The following is a 24075-nucleotide window of genomic DNA, read 5'->3' as shown; positions in this document are numbered from 1 at the left end:
AAGACAGTCCCTATTAGTACACGGTAAGACAGGCCTAATTTCGATACTAGGCCAAATTGATATGACATTTAAGAGTACCAAGTCACAGAAGATTTGGTTTGTCTTGTCGTAATGAAAAAAATGGATTTAATGTCAAATTTAGCCGAAAGATCGGGCTTTTTGTTGTTCTACCTTTACCCGCCACCTAGAATAGCTGCCGTCGGTGTTCCTCACGGAACTTAATAGAGAATCCGCTGCGGCTTAGCCGCGAAACGGAACTGCCCCCGCAACTGTAGGCGGTTAGCGATGCTCAATGAGCCACTGGACGTATTGTCTGGGAAGGCGAGCTAGCCATGACCCGTCAGTCAGGAGACCTGCCGACCATGTTAATTAATCGAGCGAGACAGTTCGGCCAGATATTTTTTCTGGCTGTATGCATCGCTCGTCATGCACGGGAGTGTACATGATTGAGGTAACAGGACATGAAGAAAGCATCTGGGGCATTCAGTGCTTACCAAGCGACACCATGGGATTGGTCATGCGAACCCAGATGTTCGATCCCCCCGCTTCTGAGAGCAACCTACCCGATAACCTACCGCCTGCCGCACGGCAACGATTTTTAGATATTTTGTCTGCAAACAGCTGAGACATGCTAGTGTTCTTCGCTCAGGCAAGAACAATGTTATAACATAACAAATAATCTAAAAACTCTCTTCTGTAGGAATCCGCAATGAAGCATGTATGTTACTCACTAATAGCCGCATCGCTGCTGCCCGCCTCATTCGCACTGGCCAGTGACACTACTTACCCCGTGAACTTAACCAACTGCGGCGTAGAAATAAGTGTAGAGTCGGCCCCTGAGCAAACGGTAACGGTGGGTCAATCGGCCACAGAGATCCTTTACTCACTAGGGCTCGCTGATAGCGTGGTTGGCACCTCAGTCTGGTTTAATCCGGTCTTGCCGCAATTTACTGAGGTCAATGAACAGATCGAGCGGATCGCCAACGACGACCCCAGCTTCGAAGCCGTGGTCAACAAGCGCCCTGACTTGGTTGCGGTGCAGTACGAGTGGCACGTGGGGCCTACCGGGAGCGTGGCCAGCCGAGATCAGTTCCATGAACTAGGTATCGCCACCTACATCATGCCCGCCGATTGCGACACCAAGGATAACTCTACCGGTGGCGATGGTACCCGCACCGCCGCTTTCTCGACGGAATCGATCTATAAAGGGATCACCGAGCTAGCCGAAATTTACGATGTTCAAGACGCTGGTGAAGCTCTGGTGACAGACCTGAACGCCCGTGAAGAACACGCTATCAACCTAGCAAGCAGCCTTGATTTGCCGGAAGACCTATCGGCAGTATTTTGGTTTTCATCAACGGATCTGGGGGTTAGCCCTTTCGTTGCCGGCCAACTGGGCGCACCGGGCTATATGATGGACAAACTGGGCATTCGCAATGTCATTGAGTCTGATGAAGAGTGGCCCACCATTGGCTGGGAAAGCATCGCCAAGGCTGACCCTGATGTGATTGTTATCGCCGCCATGGATCGTCGCCGTTTTCCTGCTGACGACATCGAAGCAAAGCGTGAGTTTCTGCACAATGACCCGGTTACCAGCGAAATGACGGCGGTTAGAAATAACCGCATCGTAGAGATGGACGCCCATGCCATGAGTGCCACTATGCGCAGTATTTACGGCCTTGAGTCACTAGCCGAGGCGCTATCGACGATGTCTTTCAACTGATATGGCTTTTTACGAATGAGCATAGCGCTATCACGGCCGACAACTAAGCGCTTCGGGTTGCGCTGGCTTTGGGTGACGCCACTTGTGCTGGTGGCCGCACTCATCGCGGGCACCGCCATCGGCGAGACATCAATTCCCGTTGATACGATACTCAAAGTGCTCGCCAATCAACTACTTGGCGCGGATTACCCGGTTGATCGAATCGACGAGGGTATTATCTGGAACTACCGCCTCAGTCGCGCCGTCGTTGCCGCTTGCTGCGGCACCAGCTTGGCGCTGGCGGGAGTGGTATTACAGGCCCTGCTGCGTAACCCCCTAGCAGACCCCTATTTAATGGGCATTTCTGCTGGAGCCTCTACGGGTGCCGTTGCGGTGGCGGTTGCTGGGTTAGGCGCTGGTATGCTGTCGTTATCGTTGGGTGCCTTCGCTGGTGCCCTCCTCGCCTTTGGCATCGTAGTGATGCTCGCCCATGCGGCCAACAGCGGTGTTGGTGGTGGGCGTGGTGTTCAGGCAGCAGGAGCAATTATTCTGGCGGGGATTGCAGGTTCGCAGCTGTTTAATGCCCTAACCGCATTTATCATTACCAAGTCAGCAAGTGCTGAACAAGCGCGGGGCATTATGTTTTGGCTGATGGGCAATCTCTCCGGAGTGCGCTGGGCTGATGCTACCCTAGCGGTGCCTGCCGCGCTGTTCGGGCTAGTGGTTTGCCTATGGCACCGCCGTTCCTTGGATGCGTTTACCTTCGGGGCCGATAGCGCCGCGTCTATGGGCATTGCTGTGCGCCCGGTGCGCGGCATGCTGATTATCGCGATGGCGCTGGTCACTGCGGTAATGGTTTCCATCGTAGGAGCGATTGGCTTTGTTGGCTTAGTGATTCCCCATGCGATGCGCTTTATTGTCGGCAGCCAACACACGCGTTTGATACCCGCCACCGCGCTTGCTGGCGCGGTATTTTTAATCGGTTCAGACATTCTTTCGCGCACTCTAGTGTCTGGTCAGGTGCTTCCCATCGGGGTGATTACATCACTGATTGGCGCGCCCGCTTTTGCGCTTATTCTTGTCCGCGGCAAGAGGCATTAATGCAATTATCCGCAGAACAACTCACCTGGGCGGTACATGGCACGCCACTGGTCGTTGACGTCAATCTCACCGTCGAGCCCGGTCAAACCTTTGGTTTGGTGGGCCCCAACGGCTCGGGAAAAACGTCCCTGCTGCGTCTGCTGGCCGGTTTGAACAAACCAAAGACAGGCCTGGTGCGGATTGATAACCAGCCTTTGCACGCCCTCAAACAACGCACTATCGCTCAATCTATTGCCTTGGTTGAGCAACAGGCTGACACCACCGATAGAATTACCGTGCGCCAAGTGGTCGCGCTAGGTCGCACGCCTTTTCTTTCCGCCTTACGCGCCTGGTCAATTGAAGATGATGCCATCGTGGTTAAAGCGCTGATAGATGTTGATATGGCGCATATGGCAGATCGGCTTTGGCATACACTTTCTGGCGGTGAGCGCCAGCGCGTGCATATTGCTCGGGCATTGGCCCAACAGCCTAAGATCCTGCTGCTGGATGAACCCACCAACCATCTGGATATTCGCCACCAGCTGTCGATTCTTAAACTGGTCAGGCAACTGCCGATTACGGTAATTATTTCCCTGCACGACCTTAACCAAGCCATGGAGTGCGACCGAATCGGCGTTATGGATAGCGGCCGCCTGATCGATAGTGGCCCACCCCACGACGTGCTCACCGCCAGTAGGCTACAACAGACCTTTGGTGTGCATGCCCATGTGATCGATGACCCTGTCGATGGCAAGCAGGTCATGCGTTTTCGCAATGCTGTTTAGAAACGTTGGAAAGGAATAAATGGCATGAGGTAAAAGCCAAGTAAAAGGCAGCGATACCACAGGGTATAGTGAGGCGTTTTCTTGGTTAAGATATTGGGGCCCAAATGAGTACTGACCATCCACCAAATACGCATCTTGCTAAATGGGAAAATGCTAAAAACCCTGTGGTGTCGATGTTTAAAGAGTACCCTGCGGACCATCACATCCCTCCCCATCAACACCAGCGTGGACAGTTAATCTATGCCAGCACAGGTACGATGAGACTGTGTACCCGCGATGAATACTGGTTATTACCTCCGTTTCGTGGCGTCTGGATGCCTCCTTACGTAGAACATGAAATGCGCGCCAGCACGCCGGTCTGTTTGCGGACTTTATATGTCAATGTCGAATCGTTCACCTTAAACTTGCCTAATCATCCAGTAGGAATAGGCGTCACTGCCCTTTTACGCGAGCTGCTGATCAGGGCCTCCTCTTTTTCAATCACCTATCATCCAGACAGCTTCGAAGAGCGCTTGCTACGGCTAGCATTAGAAGAGATGAAGCAGGCCTTCGAGTGTGGATTAAAACTGCCCATGGGCAGAGATAAGCGTTTGAAAAAGATCTGCGATACATTGCTGGAAAACCCTGGAGATGTGCGCTCACTGGCAGATTGGGCGAATGAGGTGGGAGCAACGACTCGGACACTATCCCGACTATTTCGCACTGAGACAGGTATTTCTTTTATTCAATGGCGAGAGCAGGTACGCATTGTAAGTGCCATGTCGGGGTTAAGCACCGGGCAACGCGTTAGCCAAGTTGCAGAGCATCTAGGATATGCTTCACAAGGGGCGTTTACCGTTATGTTCAAACGTGTCACGGGTAAATCTCCCCGAGAGTATTTAAACGATCTGTCCTGTTCTCAAACAAAGTTGTCTCACATGGAAGAATAGAATCCGAGTGAGATTGATATTGTTTCTCTACTTCTTGAAATAATCGGTAGAGGAATATGAAACGTTCACTAACGTCACTCACTGACCACTATTGCGTTCTGATAATCGCATCTACATTCCTGCAAGGGTCTTCTTTTGTCAGCACGAAGCTCGTCATGGAACAGATGTCGCCGTTATGGGCAGCGTCTGCTCGTTTCCTGGTCGCAGCAGTATCTTTGTCGCCTTTTGTTTTTATCCAAATGCGCAGGCATAAAATAGCGATTAAAGACCTTCCTTGGGTAAAACTGTTAATAATTGGTGGGTTTCAAACAGCCGGCGTCATGTCGCTACTCAACATCGGACTAACGGCAACTAGCTCTTCAATAGCTGCCATTCTTATGGCCAGTAATCCTCTACTGGTGGTTGTCTTAGCATGGTTTATTTTAGGCGAGCGCTCCTCGACGCTTGCCTTATTCGGCTTAGCCTCTGCATTTATTGGAGTGGTTATTTGTATTGGGATCGACGTTGACGGCTACCACGGAGTCGGGCGTGGAGAAGTATTTGTTATGCTGGCATCTACCTGCTGGGCCTGTTCTACCGTGTTAAGCAAGAAATTTGCCATGACGCCCTCACCTTGGATAGTCACTTTCTGGCAGATGCTGATTGGCTCTCTGCTGCTTATGGTGATAGCTGCATTCAGCAAACAACCTTTTTCCCTGCCGACGGATGCTTACCATTGGGGAATGTTTATGTGGCTGGCAATTCCCGCATCGACTGGAGCTATCGGGCTTTGGTTTGCGGCGTTAAAGATTGGCGGCTCCGTACATACAAGCGGCTTCTTGTTTCTCTGCCCACTGTTTGCCGCCCTGGTTGCATTTATATTGATCGGACAACACCCGGCATGGCATGAAGTGATTGGCGGGGTTTTGGTGGGCGCAGGCCTGTTTCTGATGTCCCGCCAGCGTCAACCAAACCAGCGACAGCAAAAACCAGCCCCCTTATTAGATGTCCGCTAACGTAGCAGCGAGCGCTAACTGTTGAGCTAGCTAAGCTTGTCATCACTCTTTTATGGGCACGAATACCGGTGCCCCTTCAACCTCGACCACCGCCAGTCGCTGCTGGTAAAGGCGTTCTAATGCGCTAGGCACCAGCATGCTGTCTCGTGTGCCCCAGCAGGCGTCGCCATTTGGGTAGAGTAGTAAAAGATGGTCACACCAGCGGGCGGCTAGATTTAAATCGTGCAGGCACATCATCACCGCACTGCCCTGGACTGCCTGCTGGGCCATCAGTGCCATCACTGCGCTTTGGTGGTGTAGGTCAAGGTGATTGGTGGGTTCGTCAGCTAGCCAGATGCTGGGGGCCTGAGTCAGTACCGTGGCCATCGCCACGCGCTGGCGCTCGCCGCCAGAAAGCGTACTCACCAAACGGTCGCGCAAGTGCGCAACGTCTAACCGTTCAAGCGCTTCCTCGGCCTGGGCGTAGTCGGCGGCGCCTTCCATTTGCCATGGCGATAGGTAGGGGTGGCGACCAATCAGCGCGGTTTCCAGCACGGTCGCGGGAAAGCCATCCAAGCGTTCTTGGAAGACAATTCCCAACATTTGCGCAACTTGCCGCCTGCTCAGCGTCTCAAGGGGCTGTTCCCCCAGCAGCACTTGCCCGGAGCGCGGCGAGTTCAGCCCTGCCAAAGTGTGCAGCAGCGTCGTTTTACCTGCTCCGTTGGGGCCAAGCACGCCCCATACCTGCCCTGGTTCGATGGCAATATTCAGCGCCGTGCCATCACCTCTTTCCGGCACGTTGATGATCAGGCCTTGGGTAACCAAACGGCTCATCAGCGGCTCCGGTAAAGCAGAAAGAGAAACGTCGGCACACCTAATAGCGCAGTAATCACTCCCACTGGCAGTTGTTCCGGAGCAATCATCGTGCGCGCCAGCGTATCGGCCAGCATGAGTAGGGTCCCCCCAGCCAGTGCACAGGCCGGTAAGATTAACCGCTGATCGTTACCCAACAATAGGCGCAGCATATGCGGCACTACCAAGCCGACAAAGCCGATGCTGCCCGCCGTAGTAACAGCCGCGGCGGTTAACAAACTGGCGACAATATAGATGCACCACTCAAGTGGCCGGACGGCAACGCCCAGCGCAGCAGCTTGCTGCGGGCCACGGGCCAGCACATTTAAGCTGCGTCCAAGGGGCATCAGTACCACACAAGTAGCCAGTAACAGCAGCAGCGGCGGCCAGGGAGCACGCGCGTAAGAAAGATCGCCCATTAGCCAATACAGCATGCCCGGCAACCGCTCCGCAGGGCTCAGTGCCAGCATCAAAGTGATCACCGCGCCCCAGCCTGCCGCAACCACTACGCCGGTAAGCAGTAGCCGCGAAGGGGTCCAACTACCGCTGCCGTGGGCCAAGCCAAAGACTAAGAACGTCGAAAATAGCGCACCGCCAAATGCCGAACCTGAAATTGCCAATCCACCAAGACCACCTAGCATGGCAGCAAGTGCACCAATCGAGGCACCGCCGGAAAGCCCAAGCACATATGGGTCTGCAAGAGGATTACGCAACAGCACTTGCATCAGAGCACCCGCCACCGCCAACAATCCACCGACAGCAAAAGCCGAAAGTGCTCTTGGCAAGCGCAGCTCCAGCACCATAGTACGCGCCAGCGCATTGCCCTCGTCCTGGCCGATATAACCAAGATGACCGAGAACCACTTGCCAAACTTGCCCAGGGGAAAGCTGCGCACTGCCGACGCCAAGGGCAATAATTAGCGAAGCAAGTGCCGCTAGCAGCAGCAGGCCAAGCGGGAAGCCCAAACGTGCTAACATTTAATGGCGCTCGCGTTTTTGTCGGGCGATATCAAGCTTTTCGCAGAGAATTTGGCTACCTTCCATCAAGCGTGGAGTAGGCCGCTGAATCAGAGAAGGCGGGACAAAAAAGAGATTATCATCGGCAACCGCCGTTACGTTTGAGTACTGCTCCCAGTGGGTCAACCAATGGCGATTCTCTTCCCCCATCCCTCCGGCAACAATCGCTTCAGGGTTTGCCGCCAGGACAGCCTCATCATCAATGCGAGGCACTAGGCGCGCCTGCTCACCAAACACATTTTCACCGCCGCAGATCTCGATCACCTGGCCGATAAGATGTGCGTCATTGACACTCATTAACGGCTCATCCCACACTTGATAGAAGGTGCGCACTGGCTCTCGATCACGGTAGCGAACTGCCAGTTCAGCCATCCTCGACCGGAAATTATCAGCGACCGACTGCCCGGCGCTTTCAGTGCCAGCCAGCCTCGCCAAACGCTCAATTGCGCTGGCCACTCCCTCAAAATTCCTAGGCTCAATATAGAACACCGGCATACCCAGCGCTTCAAGGGTTTCCAACTGTTCAGCGGGGTTCCCGGTTACCCAGCCGATCACTAAATCAGGCGCCAGCCCTACCAGGGCTTCTAAATCAATGCGCGTGTGGCTGCCAACAGACGCTACGTCTTTGGCCTCTGGTGGATAATCACTGTAACTAACCACCGCCACCACCTGATCCCCGGCGCCCGCAGCGTAGGTCAGCTCCGTCGCCCCTGGCGAAAGCGTGGCAATACGTTGTGCTGACGTGTATAGACACACTTCACGCTCACGATCATCCACCGCGCAGCGGCTGTGGTCATCTGCCAATACGGCGTTTGCAACCACACCACTGAGCATCGATAAGCTTAGTATCAATCGATTTAATAACAGTGCGGGGCCAGTGGCCCCGCGATGTTTAAACAATCTCTGATTCGCTTTTTTATTGGCCAAAGTGAACACTTAAAAACCCTGCGCGGCCTGCGTTAATGTAGTCGGCACCATCAAACGAGCGCGTTGTAATGTAATCTTGATCCAACGCGTTTTCCAGCGTTACTCGCGCACTCCACAGTGGGGCAAACTGCCAACCTGCACGCAGGTTAACCAGCCCGTAACCGCTTAAGCGGTCTTGATTCTGCGCATCACGATAACGGTGGTTTTGAGCAATCCAGGAGCCACCCACCGACCAGTCGCCAAGCTCACGGTCTACGTCTAAGCGAAGGCTTTGTGAGGCACGGTTTTGCAGGCGCTTACCGGTTAGGCGGTTTTCAGGGTCGGTGTAGGTCAGCGCGGCGGCTAGTGTCCAATCGTCAAGTTCAACGCCAGCAGACAGCTCAGCCCCACGAATACGGGTTTCGGGTACGTTAAACAGCAACCCCTGACCAGCAATCAAGTTGTCGATATCGGTTTGATAGAGTGCCGCATCCCAGAACCAATGAGCGTACTGACCGCGCACGCCCACCTCAATGCTTTGCGAAGTTTCAGACTCTAAGTCGGGATTACCAAAGCCTGGGAAGTAGAGCTGGTTGTATGTGGGTGCGTTAAAGGCTGTACCGTAGTTGGCACGCAAGGTGTGGTGGCCGTCTACGTCATAGCCCACGCCTACGCTGCCGGTGACTTCTTCACCGTAAGCTTCATTGTCATCGAAGCGCAAGCTGGCTTGCAGAGTAAACGGCGCAAAATCGAGCAAGGCTTGGGTAAATACCGCCGCGTTGCTACGGCTAGTTTCATCGTACGCCGTAGTGCTATTAACGCGATCTTCGCTGTATTCAGCGCCTGCAATCAGCTCGTGGGCACCCGCTGTGAAGGTGTTTTCCCAGCGCGCGGTACTCACCTTGGTGTTAAACACGGAGTCACCAAAGTTATCGATGTTATCGCTTTCATCACGAGATTCGCTGAGTGTTAAGCGGCTGCGCCAGTTATCGGTTATCGGCAGCTCACCGTAGACACCCGCCACCTGCTGAACGAAATCGTTTTCACCGCCATCGTATTCGTTATGACCACGGGCACGAAGCGCCAACACGCCCGCTTCTGCACCACTTTCAAAGGTGTGAGACACCCGCACTAACGCCGTGGTGTTGTCATAGCCCTTATCGTCGCCATCGCGTCGAATCGGTTGACCATCCGTGGTGAAGTGGCTAGCGGAAAAGCTATAGCGGGTGCCGCCCTCTTTGCCGCTAATGCCGGCACTCAGGCGCTGGGTATTAAACGAACCACCACCGACAGAAATACGCGGTTGCGGACCCTCTTCTTCGCCTTGGGGGGTAAACAACTGAATAACGCCGCCAATTGCGTCAGCACCGTATAGGCTGCCACGCGGACCACGCACAATTTCAGCACGATCAAACATGCGCGGTTCCAGATGCTGCCAGGCAGCCCCACCGCTGGTGGCAGAACGAAGACGAATCCCGTCAATCAACAGGACATTTTGGCCGCTACCGCTGCCGCGAATAAAAACGCTGCTGTTTTTACCAAAGCTGCCATTTGTAGAAACATCCACCCCAGGCTGGCCGCGCAACAGGTCGGTAATACTTACCGGATCTTGACGGCGTAGCGTTGCTTCGTCCAGCACGGTAACCGAGGACAGGCTTTCATTGGCAGTACGTGGAGCAAGTGCGGCGGTAACAACAACGGGGTTTAATGTATTCGCAGCAGGCTGTGCGTTAGATTGGGCTTGAACGGCCATGGGTAATGCGGCCATCGCAAACGCCGCCAGCGTGGCGGTGGAATGAAAACGGTAAGACATGAGGAGATCCCTTGCTCACTGTGCTCACCCGCACAGCGTATTTTTTTGACCGGGCAGAGGGATGATGGGGGGATCGGCAGCCTAAGCTAGCGATATCACCCTGAGCACGCCCTCCGCGCCTCGGCATGTTGTGGTCCTGTAGAACCATGCCTCTTAGGCCGGTCTCCGGGCTGACGAGCGAAAAGCGGATAACAGCATCATGCCTTTCCGAACGACCACCTTCCCATGCGTTAGCACAGTGGCGTCTTTAGCCGTTCTTATCTCGATCACCGTTGCGGGGGCAGCGTTGGATTCACGTAAGTGTTCACCAACTTCCCGTTTAACTGATGGCGATAATGGCCATCAGCACCTGAGAGTGCGCGTAAACTAGCAACTTGTTAGGGGCTGGTCAATTTAACCGACTAGGCTTTAAGCGCCTGCACGAGCCCATGTCGTACATGCCAGACCTGCTCGGATTGGGCGGCAGCGTCTTGGCTAAACCAGCCGCTTAAATCGCGCAGGCGACGCTGGTCTCGGGCTATGGGGACGATTCCCCGCCCTAACTCATTCATAATGACCACCAGGGTCACGCCATGGGTTTGTGCGGCAGTGGCCAAGCTTTCCAGATCTCCCCGCCACTGCGCGCGCGACGCATCGCTGCTCATATCCGAGTGCAACACTGCCGCTAACCATTCAAACACACCGTGCAGAACGAGCGGCACATTAGGCTGCATGATGTGGGTCGCTTCGTGTAAACGCTGCCCTGGAGAAAGCCGCCACCAAACAGCGCTGGGAAAGCGTGCTTTTACAACATCGCGCTTACCTGCGCAGGCACCGCCGATGAACAGCTGCATTGCCACTCTCCTTTGCCATCTTCACGTTTTAGATACGTCAGTTGCCAACGTCGTCCTTGTGCTTGATGAACGATGCCTTCCCAAAAACCAATGGTTTCGAAGCGACGCCGCAACTCGCGTATTACCCCGCCGTGGGTAACAACCAGCACTTTCTGATAATGATGTTCGCGGGCGTGCGCCGCCACCTCTTCAAGCCAAGCATTTAAACGCTCACGTAGCTGGCCGGAAGATTCGCCGCCGGGAATTTGCAGCTCACCCACGCTGTCAATCCAAGCGCGATAATGGGGTAAGTCTTTTAGTTCATCGTAAACTTTGCCTTCATAGTCACCAAAATCCAGCTCCCGTAATCGTGGTTCTAGATACAGCGGCACACCCGGCTTTGCCGCCTGCGACCACTCGAGGGTTTGCTGACAGCGGTTTAAATCGCTTGAATAAACAGCGTCAAAGCACTCTTCTGCCAATGCGTCACGCAGTGCCAGCAGCCCCGCTTCTGCATCAGGAAATAGCAGCGGAATATCGCGCTGCCCTTGGTAGCGGCGCTCTAAATTCCAGGCGGTGATACCGTGGCGAACTGCCACCAACTCCACATTAAGACCAGTAGCCAAAGCTCTCCTCCTTCAATGGTGGCACCTACCATATCGCCATTGATGCCGTTAAATAGCCGCAGCATTGCCCTTCTGGCGATTGCTACCCACACGATGATGACCAACCCCCAGACCAGCAATGCTGGTGAAACCGCAACAACCAGCGCCAACGGTAGCAAGGCATAACCAGCATCACGGGCGCTAAGCGACTGCTGCCAGCTCCACGCGAGCCCCTTCGAGTGAGCGCAGGGAGTAAAAATCAGCAGTGCGACCCCAGCAAATCGACCTAATGCAGGCACTGCTACCAGCCACCACAGCGGCGCCTGATAAGCCACCAGTGCCCAAAGCAATACGCCCTTCCAGGCCAGCAAAAACAGTAATGCCAGGATACCGAAACTGCCTATCTGAGCGTCTTTCATGATTTCCCAACGCCGCTCAAGGGGCTGGTTACTGCCTAACGCATCGGCAAGGTCCATTACGCCATCAAGATGTAAACCGCCCGAAAGCGCTACCCATAGGCTTAGCAGTAGCAACGCAGTTATTGGCGCTGGTGACGCTATGAGACTTAATAGCAGCGCGCTTAACGCCAGCATGCTGCCAATTAACAACCCTACCAACGGATAGGCGCGAATTGCCCAGCGACGGGTGGCAGGTGTCCATGGGCAGGCAACAGGAAGGGGAATTCGGGTTAGAAACTGCAGCGCGAGTATTAGGCCGAACAGCGCATTGTTCATTGTTTCCACTCCACAGCACAGCCCGCGATGACCTCAAGCACTGAGTCAGCTTCCAGCGCTAACCAACGGTGTAAGCACTGGATAAACTCAACGTAGCGCCAGGTAGTCGGCTGATCAGGAATCAGCTCTTCGTTAAGATCGTTCGACACAATCACCAGTGTTAGCCCCCGTGCTTGTGCATCACGCAGGCAGCGAGCCAGCAGCGCTAGACCTTGCTCATCACTGAATTCTTCATTTGGCTCAGCGCCAAACAGCACTTGTCCTGCCCAGAGAGTTAAACAATCGAGCAGCACCGCGTGGTGATCGGGCACTTGGGCAATGGCTTGGTCAATCGCCAGGGGCGCTTCTAGCGTTACCCATTGGCCTTCCCGGCGTGCCTGGTGGCGCGATACCCGGTCGGCCATTTCGGCGTCGTAAACTTTAGCGGTGGCAATGTAATAGCAGTTGGCGTCACCCGCCGCGCTGAGCACACGCTGCTCCGCTACTTGGCTTTTTCCAGAGCGAGCGCCCCCACTAACAAAGACAATCATGCAGCACCTTTAGCAAGCGGTTATTTGCCGACTCATCACGCAGTGCCAAGCGTAACCAACTGCCCTCAAGCCCTTTAAAGCTGTGGGTATGCCTCGCCAGTAGCCCTTTATAAAGCATACGTTCAAACAGGTCTGCGCTGGTCACGCCGCGTTCACGCTGTAAAACACCTGGCCGCACAAGGAAAAAGCAGCTGTGACTGGGCACCACCTCAAGCCCTAGCGCCTGCAACGCCTTGCCCAGACGTGGCTGCTCACTGGCCAGCCACTGCTGGGTGAGCCGTGCAAACTCGCTATCCGCTAACAGCGGTGCCACCAGTTCAGCAGCAAGATGGTTCACACTCCAAGGCGGTTGATGGTGGCTCATGGTGGCTACTATGTTTTTCGAAGCCAGCACGTAGCCTAGGCGCAATCCAGGCAAGGTATAAAACTTAGTCATTGAGCGTAGCAGCACTAAATGACAGTAACGCTTAAGCAGCGGCGTCAGCGCCTCGACGTCTATTGATAGATCGATAAATGCTTCGTCGACCACCACTTGGGTTCCGGTAGCCTGCGTATGCGCTAGCAGTATCTCTACTGCATCGATGGGTATCAGTGTGCCAGTTGGGTTATTCGGACGACACAGAAACACCACGTCGGCGTTTGCTGCGTTCTTTAGCAAGTCGGCCATATCACAAGCGAAATGCGGCTCGCGCAATACATGCTCGGTCATTTCAATACGGTGGGCAGAACAGGCTCTGGCATATTCACCAAAGCTGGGAGCCAGTAATAAGGCACGCCCACTGGCATGCAGCGCAGCGGCAAGAAAAATCGCCTCCGCCCCACCATTGCTCAGCAGTACTTGTGCTGGTTGAACACCGTTGTGCGCCGCAATGGCCTGCCGAGCTGCAGCGTAGTCCGGCGAGGGATAGCGGCTAAGCCCACCAAGCCTTGTTACCAACCAGCTTGCCAGCCATTCGGGCGGCCCAAGCGGGTTAAGGTTAGCGCTTACATCGTCAATCACATGATCGGCAGGTAGCCCAAAACGCTTCAGCAGCGCTGCGGCCTGGCCACCATGGCTTGGCCAATCAGCCGCCCCGTGAACATTGGTTTGACAACTCATAGCCATGAAATCCCCGCGCCTGCCGACCCCATTAATACGCCCGTTAATACACTCATCAACACGGCCATTAACAAGAAAAACAGCAGGCAAGCACCGTGCATTAATTTAATTGTGGCGTTGATATGCGAACACGTCAGCGTTTCCAGTGGCGAGCCAAGAGTTGCTCGATGAGAAACCGCACCCTGATAAACATTGGTGCCGCCCAACTGCACACCCAACAGGTTCGCGACCATGGCTTCTGGCCACCCTGCATTAGGGCTTGGGTGGCGAGGCGCTTCGCGGCAGGTAGCCAACATGGCCCGACGCCAATAGTGCGCCGATGATTGCCAGCTGATCAGCCCCCCGGCAACCCACAAGCATAGCGCGGTCAGCCTGGCGGGCAGCCAGTTAGCTATATCATCAAGCTTCGCCGAGGCATAACCAAAGTCGCTATAGCGTTCGTTTTGATAGCCCACCATGGAGTCCAGCGTGTTGATCGCTTTATAAGCCAGCGCCAGCGGCGCACCGCCGATAAACGCGAAGAATAGCGGCGAGGTGATGCCATCCACCGTATTTTCTGCAATGGTTTCCACCGCTCCTCGGGTAATTTCCGCTTCATCCAGTTGCTCGGTATCACGCCCCACCACCATAGAAAGTGCCTTTCGCGCCGATACTAAATCACCGTTAGCCAGCGGCACGGCAATGGCGCGCCCCGCTTCCGCCAAGCCTTTTATGGCCAGCGTTGTCGCCAGCAACCAAAGCTCAGCAGCTAGCCCAAGCCAAGGGTGCACCCAAGTCAGTAGTTCCAAACTCAGCCAAGCGAGGCTAAACGTGCCCAGCACAATGCTGGCGGTGAGTAAAAAACCCAGGAGTCGACGGCGCTTGTCACTTCCCTGGTTCCAGCGCTGCTCAAGTGCGCTGATGGCACGCCCAATGATGACCACTGGGTGCGGCAACGAACGCGGGTCACCAACGACTAAGTCGATGACAATCGCCAGTGCAACAATAACGACCCCGCCATACATGAAGTCCCCAGTCATGGCGCACTATTATCGTGAATACCCGCATCGGCAAAAGTAGCCATCTCACTGAGCATCGCGGCGGCGGCCTGCAATAACGGAAACGCCAATGCCGCGCCACTGCCTTCTCCCAGGCGCATTCCCAAGGCTAACAGCGGCGATGCATCAAGTGCCTCAAGAGCCGTGGCATGGCCGGGCTCTTCAGAGCGATGCCCAAAAATCAAATAACCACGCACCGCCGGACATAAACGGCAGGCCGTCAGGGCGGCTACCGTAGCGATAAAGCCATCCACAATGGCCGGCAGTCGGTTGGCCGCCGAGGCCAAATAAGCCCCTGCCATGGCAGCGATCTCTAACCCGCCGAGCTTGGTTAGCACCTCCATGGGGTCTTCGGCATTGGCTTGGCGTGCCTTTAGCGCCCGCTCGATCACCGCTACTTTATGGGCCTGCTGGGCGCTGTTAATACCGGTGCCAGCGCCCACTAACTGGGCCACTGGCTTACCGGTTAGCGCCGCCAGCATGGCGCTGCTTGCTGTGGTATTAGCAATACCCATTTCACCAGCAATAATACATTTCGCGCCCGCCTGAACGGCTCGCTCAACGGCTTCGCAGCCTACCTGTAACGCAGCCAGCGCTTCGTCACGGCTCATGGCATCTTCAAGCACCATATTGGCGGTGCCCGCGCGCACTTTGGCATCAATCACGCCAGGCATTGCCAGCGGTGCCGCAACACCAACATCCACAACCTCAATCTGGGCACCAATTTGTCTGGCAAAGACGTTGATCGCCGCCCCGCCATGGGCAAAGTTAGCCACCATTTGCGCCGTCACTTCTTGTGGAAAGGCCGACACGCCCTCTTCAGCAACCCCGTGATCAGCAGCAAAGACAATGATCGCCGGTGGCGTGATGCTTGGCTGACATTCACCAGTGATCTCACTAAGCGTAACGGCCAATGCCTCTAACTGGCCGAGGCTGCCCGGCGGCTTGGTGAGCGTATCAATATAGCGAAGCGTTAATGCGCCAGTGTGGCTATCAAGTGGCGTGACTTGGTTAACGATGGGATGCATAGCAGCTCCAGGGCAGCAATCGAATTCATTTTGCGCCAGATGGTAGCAAAAGCGTGGCTGCTATACTTGCGCTTTAAGCTGCTTCAACACGCAACAACCCCTTCCGGGGATGGATTGCCCTGTTAGCGGTAATGTTCATAAAAGCATCATCATTTACGACGATAGTTGCTATCAACCAGGGGTAATAAAACTACAAATATGGTTTTTATTGCCGTAAAGTCTCTTATATCGACACAAAAAGATGTAAAATAACTACAAACTTGACTCACCGTCTCTACCATGCAGAGGTCTCTATGCCGAGCTCAACACCCGCTACTTTAAATCCTACCGTTGCTGAGGTTACCCAACGCATTCGTGAGCGCTCTGCTGAGCGGCGTGCTCTCTATGAGCAACGCATGGCGGACCAGCATAAGCGTGGTGTGCACCGTGCAGAGCTATCCTGCGGCAACCTGGCCCACGGCTTTGCCGCCTGTAGCCCCCAAGAGAAAGACTCCCTGAAGCTAATGAACAGCGCCAACTTGGGGATCATTTCTTCTTACAACGATATGTTATCGGCCCACCAGCCGTTTGAAACCTTTCCGGAAACCATCAAAGCCGCTGCTAGCGCCATGGGCTCAACCGCCCAGTTTGCCGGTGGTGTTCCTGCCATGTGTGATGGGGTTACCCAAGGGCAACCGGGCATGGAACTGTCGCTGTTTTCCCGCGACGTGATTGCGATGGCTGCTGCGGTTGGGCTTTCACACAACATGTTTGATGCTGCCCTTTATCTGGGCGTATGCGACAAGATTATCCCTGGTCTGTTTATCGCAGCGGCACGCTTTGGTCACCTGCCTGCCATGTTCGTACCCGCCGGACCAATGCCCAGCGGCCTACCGAACAAAGAGAAAGCGCGCATCCGTCAGCTATACGCAGAAGGCAAAGTGGGCCGCGAAGAGCTGCTGCAAGCGGAGTCTGACTCCTATCACAGCCCTGGTACCTGCACCTTCTACGGCACTGCCAACTCAAACCAGCTGATGATGGAAGTGATGGGGCTTCACCTGCCAGGCACCTCGTTTGTGAATCCAGGCACGGAAATGCGCGAAGCCCTGACCCGCTACGCGACCGAACAGGCTATTCGCAACACTGAACCTGGCGGCGACTACCGCCCTTTCTATAAGCAGATCGATGAACGCGCCATCGTCAACGCGGTGGTGGGTTTATTGGCATCTGGCGGTTCAACCAACCATACGATGCATTTGATTGCCATGGCCGCTGCGTCGGGCATTACGCTGAACTGGGACGACTTCACAGATCTCTCCGCCGTAACGCCTAGCCTGATGCAGGTATACCCTAACGGCCAAGCAGACATTAACCACTTCCAGGCGGCAGGCGGCATGAGTTACCTGTTCCGCGAACTGCTGGGCGCTGGCTTACTGCACGGCGATATCCCGACGGTGTTCGGCACCGACCTGACGGCCTACACACAAGAGCCCTTCCTGGAAAATGGCAAAGTGGTTTGGCGCGAAGGCCCAGAAAGCAGCTTAGATGAAAACGTTTTACGCCCAGTCGCTACCCCCTTCGCAGCGACTGGCGGCCTAACAGTAATGAAAGGCAACCTGGGACGCGGCGTGATCAAAGTATCCGCCGTTGCCGACGAACATCGTGTAGTAGAAGCACCGGTAAAAATCTTCGCCGACCAGAACGAAATGAAGGCTGCGTTTGAGTCCGGCGACTTAGATCGCGATGTCATCGTTGTAGTGCGCTTCCAGGGGCCAAAAGCCAATGGCATGCCGGAACTTCACAAACTGACGCCGTTCCTGGGCGTACTGCAGGACCGTGGCTTCAAAGTGGCACTGGTGACTGATGGCCGTATGTCTGGCGCGTCAGGTAAAGTGCCCGCAGCGATTCATATCAGCCCAGAAGCACTGGACGGTGGCCCGCTATCGAAACTGCGCGACGGCGACATTGTGCGCCTGGACGCCAACGCAGGTACGCTGGAAGCCAAAGTAGAGGCGACTACCTGGGCCGATCGTGAGCGCGTAGTGGCGAATTTGGACCACTACCACGTTGGCCTAGGCCGCGAACTGTTTAGCGGCTTCCGCCACCTGGCCATGCGTGGCGAAGAAGGCGCAGGCTCGCTGGGCGGCTTTGAAGCCGATGATCTCGCTCGCCAACAGGGCCAGATTCTTCAAGAGGATGCCTAATGCGACCGGCCTTAATTGGTGATATTGGCGGTACCAATGCCCGCCTGGCGCTCGTCACGCCAGGTGAGGTGACGCCCCACGATATTATTAATCTTCCCTGCGCTGACTACCCTGGGATTATCGACGCGATTCAGGACTACCTGGAGCGCGTGGGCGCCACTGGGGAAAATGCACCGCTGGAAGCCTGTTTGGCGTTTGCCTGCCCGGTTCACGCCGAGCGGGTCAAGATGACCAATAATCACTGGGATTTTATGAAAAGCGATGTTCAGCAGACGCTGAACCTATCGCTGTTTAAAGTGATTAATGACTTTACCGCACAGGCACTGGGCGTACCCCATGTGGACACCGACAACCTGGTGGAAGTGCAAGCAGGTGTGGCTCAGTCTCACTCTACCCGCTTGGTGATTGGCCCCGGCACAGGCCTGGGCGTTGCTGGCGTTTTTCCCGGCCAACACGCCTGGATACCGCTTCCCACCGAGGGCGGCCACGTCACGTTCGCCCCCACTGACAGCACCGAGCGAGCGCTGCTGGATGTTTTTCTACAGCGCTACCAACGGGTCAGCGTAGAACGTATTTTATGCGGCCAGGGCTTACTGGAGCTGTATCAGGCCCATTGTGCTCTGAACGAGCAAACGCCTAGCTGCTCGACGCCAGCCGAAGTTACCCAAGCCGCCAATCAAGGTGACCCTATCGCCACCGCCAGCCTACTGCGCTTTTTAAAAATCCTCGGCGATGTATGCGGCGACGCGACCCTAACAATGGGGGCTAGAGGCGGCGTTTATCTATGCGGCGGGATTTTACCGCGCCTACTGGAGTGGCTACCCAAATCCGAACTGCGTGATAGCTTTGCGAACAAGGGCCGGATGGGCGCGTATAACGCCGATATTCCCGTGTGGATTGTGACTCACCCGTGGACAGGGCTGCTCGGCGCCGCCGAAGCACTGCATAACGAAGAAGTCTTTTAACTTATTAGGAATATCCATGCCTGCTCACACCTTCGATGTGCCTTTTGTTCTCGGCATGATGCGCCTGCATGAAGCACCAGAGATGCACCAGGCGAGTTATCTCGCCGACTGGATCGAAGCCCGTATCGAGCAGGGGTTGCACTGGTTCGACCATGCCGACATTTACGGGAACGGTGCGTGTGAGACGCTGTTTGGTCACGCGCTAAACACGCGCCCCGGACTATCAAAACGGCTTAAGGTGGTGACAAAAGCGAGCATCGCCAACGATAACCCAACCCACGGCTCTGGCAAGGTGAAACACTACAACGCCAGCCCGGATTATCTAAGCCGCGCCATTGACAATGCACTTAACCGCCTTAGCGTCGAGCGGCTAGATCACTTTTTAATTCATCGCCCTGACTTATTAATGAACGCAGAAGCAACTGGCCGTGCCCTTGATGACGCTATCGATGCAGGCAAAATTGGCGCTGCGGGCATTTCTAACCATTTGCCAAGTCAGTGGCGCAGGCTGCAAAACGCCATGCACCACCCTTTACGTGCCAACCAAATCGAACTTTCCATTAGCCATAACGCCCCCCTGTTTGATGGCAGCTTTGATGATCTATGCGCCGACGGCCATTGGCCGATGGCGTGGTCACCGCTAGCGGGCGGCACACTAATGCAAGGCAACGTCGGTAACGTTCTTAACCGCGTAGCTCGAGAACAAAACGGCACCCCTAACGCGTTAGCGCTGGCTTGGTTGCGGTCACTGCCTGGTCGGCCGATTCCCGTTGTGGGCAGTGTGAAGCCTGAGCGTATTGTTGACATGCTCGACGGGCCTGAGACGCTCTCAAGAGAGACATGGTACGAGCTGTTAGAGGCCGCGCGAGGCTACTGCGTCGCGTAATCCCTTCATCAATTAATAATATAATGACAAGGAATGACTTATGACGCCGGTGATTGCTTTCGGTGAAGCCTTGGTTGATATGTTGTCCAGCCGCTTAGGCGATGACACTGGCCAAGAAACCTTCACGCCATACGCGGGCGGCGCGCCTGCTAACGTCGCGGTTGCCTGTGCCCGACTTAACGTACCCAGCCAGTTTTTAGGCATGGTGGGTGACGATACGTTTGGCCACTTCCTGATTCGTGAGCTGAAAAGCCATGGCGTGGATACTCAGGGTGTAGTATTGACCAAAGAGGCACGCACTGCGCTGGCGTTTGTTTCCCGGGACAGCAGCGGCGAGCGCACGTTTGATTTTTATCGCCCACCGGCGGCCGACCTGCTTTATCGCCTAGAGCACCTGCCCCACGGCGTGTTTGAACAACCAGCGATTGTTCACTTATGCAGCAACAGTTTGACTGACCCTGAGATTGCCGATACCACTTTAGCGATTGCCGCTATGGCAAAGCGCGCGGGCTGTTTAGTCAGCGTGGATGCCAACCTCCGCCACAATCTGTGGACCGAAGGGTCAGCCGACCTCTGGCTGGTAACCGAGCTATTGGATAGCGCCGATCTCGTTAAAGTCTCACTGGAGGAGCTTGATTATCTTCGTGGCGGGCATTCTCAGGAAGCGTGGCTATCTCAGCGACTAGCCGCCGGGGTAAAAGTAATTTTAATCACCGACGGCCCTAACAAGGTGGTGCTGAAAGGTGTTGGCCTTGACCACACCATCACACCGCCCCAGGTAACCGCGGTTGACACCACGGCTGGCGGTGATGCATTTATTGGCGGCCTGCTGGCTGAGCTTTCACGGCACGGCATTGATGAGAACTGGTACCAGGACGGTGCCTTTCTAACCCGCGCGGTGGATATTGCCTGCCGCTGTGGTGCTCACGCAGTGACACGCCCAGGCGCCTACGCCGCACTGCCGACCCATAGTGATATTGAAGCGCTAAGAAATACGTAACGTCTGTAGCAAAAAAGGGCGTGCAACAGCACGCCCCTTAACTATGTAATTACACGCTAAATCCTACTAACGCGCTACCGCACCTTTACTCGATACCACACTGCCACCGAGCAACCCTGCGCTGCCTTCCAAGACGTTGACCTCAATCGAGCCTGTTGTTTGACGTGTATAGCTCACCTGAGTAATCGCTCGTTGTTGCGTATCACCGTTCACCAGGATCTCCAGCGAGCCATGATCACACCACCACTCTAGCGTGATCGTTAAACCATCAACGCTGCCCGCTGCATGGTCACAGGCGAAATGGTCATCGAAAGCTGCTTGTCCGTTCACGCCGTTACGCGTGTAGCGAAGTGCAACGCCCTCTTCTCCCGCTTCAAGCGTAAGCTGTTGATGATCTCTCTGCTGAAGCGATAATGCCACTCGGCTGCCAACCGTTAAGGTCAGTTCAAGCACACCACGACTTACCGGTGGCAACGAGGTTAAGACGCTATATTGCCCAACACCCAGCATCGCCTGTGGCGGGATAGTATGCGGTACGGCTGTCAGCGCCTCATGGCACTCGCTGGCGATACGTTGGCAAAGCTGAATGCCGCTCGATGTCGCACGCAGGGTTAGCTCTCTGGGCAGACTCATCATTCCCCGCCAGCCAGATTCAGGCGCATGATTGGCATACTGCCAATTATTCAGCCAAGCCACGGCTAAACGGCGCCCCGAAGTATTCGACCAGCTCTGCACGGCGTAAAAGTCACGCCCTTCGTCCATCATCATGACGTCATCAGGCGAGTGGTCGTTAGTAAAACGCTGGCCGTCGAACTCGCCCACAAAATATTGCGTGAACGAGCCAAAGGCATTATCTGGCGTAGCCCCAATGCCAACGATTAATACCCAGCGGCTAGATAGCTGCCCATTGCTAGCGCCTTTCACTGGCAGCTCGAACAAATCGGGGCACTCCCAGGGATGCTGAGTATGCGCGCCGTGGCCCTCGCCAAACGCACTGGCAAACTGCCAGTCCAATAGGTTTTCCGAGGTATAAAAATGAATTTCCTGACCACAAGTCAGCGCCATTACCCAACGCTGGGTAGCGGCATGCCGCAACACTTTTGGGTCACGAAAATCTTTAAACCCTGGCGCGGGTAGCACGGGGTTATTGGCGTACTGATGCCAAGTACGCCCCTTGTCGCGGCTATAAGCCAAACACTGTGACTGCTCATAATCTTCAGAGTCATCGGAAAGCACTCGGTGGCAGGTATAAAACGCCAGCAGCCCCGGCTGGCCGTCAAACAGCCCCGTCACATCATGCTCATCCACGATGGCACTACCTGAAAAACACGCCCCTTGGGCGTCTGGCGCCAGCGCAATAGGCAAGTGCTCCCAACGGCAAAGATCGGTGCTTACCGCATGCCCCCAGTGCATGGGCCCCCATACCGTGTCGTGGGGATGGTATTGATAAAAGAGATGATACTCCCCTTCGAAATATACAAGCCCGTTGGGGTCATTCATCCAGCCAGTAGGCGGCGTAAAATGCAGCGTTGGCCTAAGAGGAGTAAATTTGACGAGATTCAATGTAAAAAACCCTAACTTAATCGATTAAGTTGAGGCTATCACGCTTTTTCCCTCTCTGCCCTACGCCGTTAGGTGGAGCGCATAAAAAAGCCCGAGCATGGCAATATGCTCGGGCAAATGACTTACCCACACGACCCGATATCAGTGAGGCAAGTAACGAGAGTGCTCGTGTCGATTTACATCGTATTCGTTAGTGGTGAAAACGCTCAGCGGCCTGACGGGCCAGCTCGCGAATACCGTCCCAATCCTCTGCTTCAACCATGGCTTTCGGCGTTAGCCAAGAACCGCCTACACACATAACATTGGGTAGTGACAGGTAGGTTTCAGCGTTATCAACCGTGATACCGCCGGTTGGGCAAAAACGTGCTTCGGGAATCGGCGCGCCAAAGGCTTTAATGGCTTTGGCACCACCACTGGACTCAGCTGGGAAAAACTTGAAGCGGCGATAGCCGTACTGCCAGCCTGTCATCAGCTCAGAGATCGTTGATACGCCGGGCAACATCGGCACCGGGCTCTCTACGCCATAGCGATAAAGCGCTTCTGTCGCGCCGGGTGTCACTACAAAATCCGCACCTACCTGTTCAGCTTGGCGGTATTGCGCGGGCGTTAACACGGTACCTACACCGATGCTGGCTCCCGGCAGCGCTTCTTTCATGCGTTTAATTGCTTCCAGCGCGCAGTCGGTACGCAAGGTAATTTCCAACACGCTTAAGCCACCTTCAACCAAGGCGCGACCTAGCGGTACCGCATCTTCAAGACGCTCAACGGTAATCACCGGAATGACCTCAGCCTTTAAGCAAATGCTGTCAAGCTCGGCAGTGCGCGTTGAGGGTAGCTGTTTATCGATTGTCATCAGTGAGTCTCCAAGCAGGTGTTACTGGCAAACGTTTATTGGCGAAAGCCCAGGCGTTACGGCGCCCAGTAGATCGCTAACGGGCAAGATAAAAACGCGCGAATCGGTAGCTTACGGACATCATCACCATTCATGGCGTTTGCCAATACGCTGCGCTTATCATCGCCAGTAATATGTAAAATATGTCGATGCGCCTGATGCAGGCGATCTGCTGAGAAAGTAATACGCGGCTGCGGCTGACTAGGCGTGCGTACCGCGACAAGCGGCTCATCGGTAGAGAGCGCTAAACCTAGTTCTAGACTGTCGGGGAACAGCGACGCCGTATGGCCATCGCCGCCCATTCCCAAGATCACAACGCTGGCGGGCCAAGGCAGCGATGCCGTGCGTTTGGCAACCTCATCAACCCCCTCTTCCGGCGTCGAGGCATCTGAGGTTAGCGGTACGAAGTTGGCGTTCGCAGCCGCTCCTTGAAGCAGGTTTTCGCGCACCAGCTTGGCATTGCTATCGCTACTTTCCTCACCCACCCAGCGTTCGTCGGCCAACGTGATATCAATGCGCTCCCAAGGCAGCGGTTTGGCTGCCAGCGCTTTAAAAAATGGCACCGGCGTAGAGCCACCCGAGACGACTAGTAGCGCGCGCTCTTGGCGATTCAAGTCTTCAGCCAATGCCTGAAAGACCGCTTCTGCCAGCTGTTGTGCTATCGCTTGACGTGCTTCGCTCATA

At 55.1% G+C, this 24075-nt stretch carries 24 protein-coding genes and 2 riboswitches; of the genes, 10 read left to right on the top strand and 14 right to left on the bottom strand.

The genetic code is table 11. The features are described 5' to 3' along the window. Positions 1-183: 183 nt before the first annotated feature. Positions 184-376, top strand: a riboswitch (cobalamin riboswitch). A 66-nt stretch (positions 377-442) separates the two neighbouring features. The 6 genes from J4377_RS06955 (at position 443) to J4377_RS06930 (ending at position 5491) form a co-directional block, all read left to right on the top strand. After that, positions 443-625: a hypothetical protein gene (locus tag J4377_RS06955; protein ID WP_095604257.1), complete on the top strand. Its 183-nt coding sequence runs from the start codon at positions 443-445 to the stop codon at positions 623-625. An 84-nt stretch (positions 626-709) separates the two neighbouring features. After that, positions 710-1723, top strand: coding sequence for an ABC transporter substrate-binding protein (locus tag J4377_RS06950; RefSeq protein ID WP_253487613.1), 1014 nt, complete (start codon positions 710-712; stop codon positions 1721-1723). Between the two features lie 15 nt (positions 1724-1738). Further along, positions 1739-2803, top strand: a complete 1065-nt coding sequence (locus tag J4377_RS06945; RefSeq protein ID WP_253487611.1) for an iron ABC transporter permease — start codon at positions 1739-1741, stop codon at positions 2801-2803. Then, a complete protein-coding gene (locus J4377_RS06940) occupies positions 2803-3567 on the top strand; it encodes an ABC transporter ATP-binding protein (RefSeq protein WP_198349934.1) in 765 nt (254 codons plus the stop codon). The genes J4377_RS06945 and J4377_RS06940 overlap by 1 nt, the downstream gene beginning before the upstream one ends. Before the next feature lie 104 nt (positions 3568-3671). Continuing rightward, positions 3672-4496 (top strand): helix-turn-helix domain-containing protein, encoded by an 825-nt coding sequence (locus tag J4377_RS06935; RefSeq protein ID WP_253487609.1) that lies wholly within the window; start codon positions 3672-3674, stop codon positions 4494-4496. 56 nt (positions 4497-4552) lie between these two features. Beyond that, entirely contained in the window at positions 4553-5491 is a 939-nt protein-coding gene (locus J4377_RS06930; RefSeq protein WP_253487607.1) for a DMT family transporter, read from the top strand. A 42-nt stretch (positions 5492-5533) separates the two neighbouring features. Here the strand turns inward: J4377_RS06930 and J4377_RS06925 are convergent, their stop codons facing one another. From J4377_RS06925 to cobT, 11 genes are all read right to left on the bottom strand, one after another. Then, a complete protein-coding gene (locus tag J4377_RS06925) occupies positions 5534-6304 on the bottom strand; it encodes an ABC transporter ATP-binding protein (RefSeq protein ID WP_253487605.1) in 771 nt (256 codons plus the stop codon). Further along, the gene (locus J4377_RS06920) at positions 6304-7299 is read right to left on the bottom strand and encodes an iron ABC transporter permease (protein ID WP_253487603.1); all 996 of its coding nucleotides are present in this window, start codon (positions 7297-7299) and stop codon (positions 6304-6306) included. Before J4377_RS06920 ends, J4377_RS06925 begins: the two co-directional genes overlap by 1 nt. After that, complete coding sequence (locus J4377_RS06915) at positions 7300-8172, bottom strand: cobalamin-binding protein (RefSeq protein ID WP_253488117.1); 873 nt, start codon at positions 8170-8172, stop codon at positions 7300-7302. It lies immediately after the preceding gene. 82 nt (positions 8173-8254) lie between these two features. Then, positions 8255-10057 (bottom strand): TonB-dependent receptor domain-containing protein, encoded by a 1803-nt coding sequence (locus tag J4377_RS06910; protein ID WP_253487601.1) that lies wholly within the window; start codon positions 10055-10057, stop codon positions 8255-8257. 138 nt (positions 10058-10195) lie between these two features. Then, positions 10196-10425: riboswitch (cobalamin riboswitch) on the bottom strand. Between the two features lie 33 nt (positions 10426-10458). Then, the gene (locus J4377_RS06905; protein WP_253487599.1) at positions 10459-10890 is read right to left on the bottom strand and encodes a bifunctional adenosylcobinamide kinase/adenosylcobinamide-phosphate guanylyltransferase; all 432 of its coding nucleotides are present in this window, start codon (positions 10888-10890) and stop codon (positions 10459-10461) included. Further along, complete coding sequence (locus J4377_RS06900) at positions 10842-11495, bottom strand: histidine phosphatase family protein (protein WP_038483346.1); 654 nt, start codon at positions 11493-11495, stop codon at positions 10842-10844. The genes J4377_RS06905 and J4377_RS06900 overlap by 49 nt, the downstream gene beginning before the upstream one ends. Next, positions 11432-12208, bottom strand: coding sequence for an adenosylcobinamide-GDP ribazoletransferase (gene cobS / locus J4377_RS06895; protein WP_038483342.1), 777 nt, complete (start codon positions 12206-12208; stop codon positions 11432-11434). The genes J4377_RS06900 and cobS overlap by 64 nt, the downstream gene beginning before the upstream one ends. Further along, entirely contained in the window at positions 12205-12738 is a 534-nt protein-coding gene (locus J4377_RS06890) for a bifunctional adenosylcobinamide kinase/adenosylcobinamide-phosphate guanylyltransferase (RefSeq protein WP_038483339.1), read from the bottom strand. Before J4377_RS06890 ends, cobS begins: the two co-directional genes overlap by 4 nt. Further along, positions 12722-13837, bottom strand: coding sequence for a threonine-phosphate decarboxylase CobD (gene cobD / locus J4377_RS06885; RefSeq protein ID WP_231658443.1), 1116 nt, complete (start codon positions 13835-13837; stop codon positions 12722-12724). The genes J4377_RS06890 and cobD overlap by 17 nt, the downstream gene beginning before the upstream one ends. After that, on the bottom strand, positions 13834-14856 hold the full coding sequence (gene cbiB / locus J4377_RS06880) for an adenosylcobinamide-phosphate synthase CbiB (protein ID WP_253487593.1): 1023 nt from the start codon (positions 14854-14856) through the stop codon (positions 13834-13836). Before cbiB ends, cobD begins: the two co-directional genes overlap by 4 nt. Then, the gene (gene cobT / locus J4377_RS06875) at positions 14853-15902 is read right to left on the bottom strand and encodes a nicotinate-nucleotide--dimethylbenzimidazole phosphoribosyltransferase (protein WP_253487591.1); all 1050 of its coding nucleotides are present in this window, start codon (positions 15900-15902) and stop codon (positions 14853-14855) included. Before cobT ends, cbiB begins: the two co-directional genes overlap by 4 nt. A 293-nt stretch (positions 15903-16195) precedes the next feature. Here cobT and edd point away from each other — a divergent pair, with 293 nt between their 5' ends. Genes edd through J4377_RS06855 form a run of 4 tightly spaced genes read left to right on the top strand, consistent with a single transcriptional unit; the run spans position 16196 to position 20936 of the window. After that, on the top strand, positions 16196-18085 hold the full coding sequence (gene edd, locus J4377_RS06870) for a phosphogluconate dehydratase (RefSeq protein ID WP_253487589.1): 1890 nt from the start codon (positions 16196-16198) through the stop codon (positions 18083-18085). After that, the gene (gene glk, locus J4377_RS06865; RefSeq protein WP_253487587.1) at positions 18085-19050 is read left to right on the top strand and encodes a glucokinase; all 966 of its coding nucleotides are present in this window, start codon (positions 18085-18087) and stop codon (positions 19048-19050) included. Before edd ends, glk begins: the two co-directional genes overlap by 1 nt. Positions 19051-19066: 16 nt before the next feature. Next, positions 19067-19936: an aldo/keto reductase family oxidoreductase gene (locus tag J4377_RS06860; protein WP_253487585.1), complete on the top strand. Its 870-nt coding sequence runs from the start codon at positions 19067-19069 to the stop codon at positions 19934-19936. 40 nt (positions 19937-19976) lie between these two features. Continuing rightward, positions 19977-20936, top strand: a complete 960-nt coding sequence (locus J4377_RS06855; protein ID WP_253487583.1) for a carbohydrate kinase — start codon at positions 19977-19979, stop codon at positions 20934-20936. 66 nt (positions 20937-21002) lie between these two features. Here J4377_RS06855 and J4377_RS06850 read toward each other — a convergent pair whose 3' ends face one another. The 3 genes from J4377_RS06850 to pgl form a co-directional block, all read right to left on the bottom strand. Next, positions 21003-22499: a glycoside hydrolase family 32 protein gene (locus tag J4377_RS06850; protein ID WP_253487576.1), complete on the bottom strand. Its 1497-nt coding sequence runs from the start codon at positions 22497-22499 to the stop codon at positions 21003-21005. 190 nt (positions 22500-22689) lie between these two features. Beyond that, the gene (locus J4377_RS06845) at positions 22690-23352 is read right to left on the bottom strand and encodes a bifunctional 4-hydroxy-2-oxoglutarate aldolase/2-dehydro-3-deoxy-phosphogluconate aldolase (RefSeq protein ID WP_038483316.1); all 663 of its coding nucleotides are present in this window, start codon (positions 23350-23352) and stop codon (positions 22690-22692) included. A gap of 56 nt (positions 23353-23408) precedes the next feature. After that, complete coding sequence (pgl, locus tag J4377_RS06840) at positions 23409-24074, bottom strand: 6-phosphogluconolactonase (protein WP_253487574.1); 666 nt, start codon at positions 24072-24074, stop codon at positions 23409-23411. Between the last annotated feature and the right edge of the window lies 1 nt (position 24075).

This window comes from Halomonas sp. XH26 (assembly GCF_024138895.1).
GTDB lineage: Bacteria > Pseudomonadota > Gammaproteobacteria > Pseudomonadales > Halomonadaceae > Vreelandella > Vreelandella alkaliphila.
This window is presented reverse-complemented; position numbering and strand designations above follow the sequence as displayed.

Coding starts and splice junctions, on each gene's coding strand:
- J4377_RS06945 (WP_253487611.1), top strand. CDS start 1,739: ATGAGCATAGCGCTATCACGGCCGACAACTAAGCGCTTCGGGTTGCGC.
- J4377_RS06910 (WP_253487601.1), bottom strand. CDS start 10,057: ATGTCTTACCGTTTTCATTCCACCGCCACGCTGGCGGCGTTTGCGATG.
- edd (WP_253487589.1), top strand. CDS start 16,196: ATGCCGAGCTCAACACCCGCTACTTTAAATCCTACCGTTGCTGAGGTT.
- J4377_RS06915 (WP_253488117.1), bottom strand. CDS start 8,172: ATGCTCAGTGGTGTGGTTGCAAACGCCGTATTGGCAGATGACCACAGC.
- J4377_RS06935 (WP_253487609.1), top strand. CDS start 3,672: ATGAGTACTGACCATCCACCAAATACGCATCTTGCTAAATGGGAAAAT.
- J4377_RS06860 (WP_253487585.1), top strand. CDS start 19,067: ATGCCTGCTCACACCTTCGATGTGCCTTTTGTTCTCGGCATGATGCGC.
- cbiB (WP_253487593.1), bottom strand. CDS start 14,856: ATGACTGGGGACTTCATGTATGGCGGGGTCGTTATTGTTGCACTGGCG.
- cobD (WP_231658443.1), bottom strand. CDS start 13,837: ATGAGTTGTCAAACCAATGTTCACGGGGCGGCTGATTGGCCAAGCCAT.
- J4377_RS06905 (WP_253487599.1), bottom strand. CDS start 10,890: ATGCAGCTGTTCATCGGCGGTGCCTGCGCAGGTAAGCGCGATGTTGTA.
- cobT (WP_253487591.1), bottom strand. CDS start 15,902: ATGCATCCCATCGTTAACCAAGTCACGCCACTTGATAGCCACACTGGC.
- J4377_RS06955 (WP_095604257.1), top strand. CDS start 443: ATGATTGAGGTAACAGGACATGAAGAAAGCATCTGGGGCATTCAGTGC.
- cobS (WP_038483342.1), bottom strand. CDS start 12,208: ATGAACAATGCGCTGTTCGGCCTAATACTCGCGCTGCAGTTTCTAACC.
- J4377_RS06855 (WP_253487583.1), top strand. CDS start 19,977: ATGACGCCGGTGATTGCTTTCGGTGAAGCCTTGGTTGATATGTTGTCC.
- J4377_RS06950 (WP_253487613.1), top strand. CDS start 710: ATGAAGCATGTATGTTACTCACTAATAGCCGCATCGCTGCTGCCCGCC.
- J4377_RS06845 (WP_038483316.1), bottom strand. CDS start 23,352: ATGACAATCGATAAACAGCTACCCTCAACGCGCACTGCCGAGCTTGAC.
- pgl (WP_253487574.1), bottom strand. CDS start 24,074: ATGAGCGAAGCACGTCAAGCGATAGCACAACAGCTGGCAGAAGCGGTC.
- J4377_RS06925 (WP_253487605.1), bottom strand. CDS start 6,304: ATGAGCCGTTTGGTTACCCAAGGCCTGATCATCAACGTGCCGGAAAGA.
- J4377_RS06940 (WP_198349934.1), top strand. CDS start 2,803: ATGCAATTATCCGCAGAACAACTCACCTGGGCGGTACATGGCACGCCA.
- J4377_RS06920 (WP_253487603.1), bottom strand. CDS start 7,299: ATGTTAGCACGTTTGGGCTTCCCGCTTGGCCTGCTGCTGCTAGCGGCA.
- glk (WP_253487587.1), top strand. CDS start 18,085: ATGCGACCGGCCTTAATTGGTGATATTGGCGGTACCAATGCCCGCCTG.
- J4377_RS06930 (WP_253487607.1), top strand. CDS start 4,553: ATGAAACGTTCACTAACGTCACTCACTGACCACTATTGCGTTCTGATA.
- J4377_RS06890 (WP_038483339.1), bottom strand. CDS start 12,738: ATGATTGTCTTTGTTAGTGGGGGCGCTCGCTCTGGAAAAAGCCAAGTA.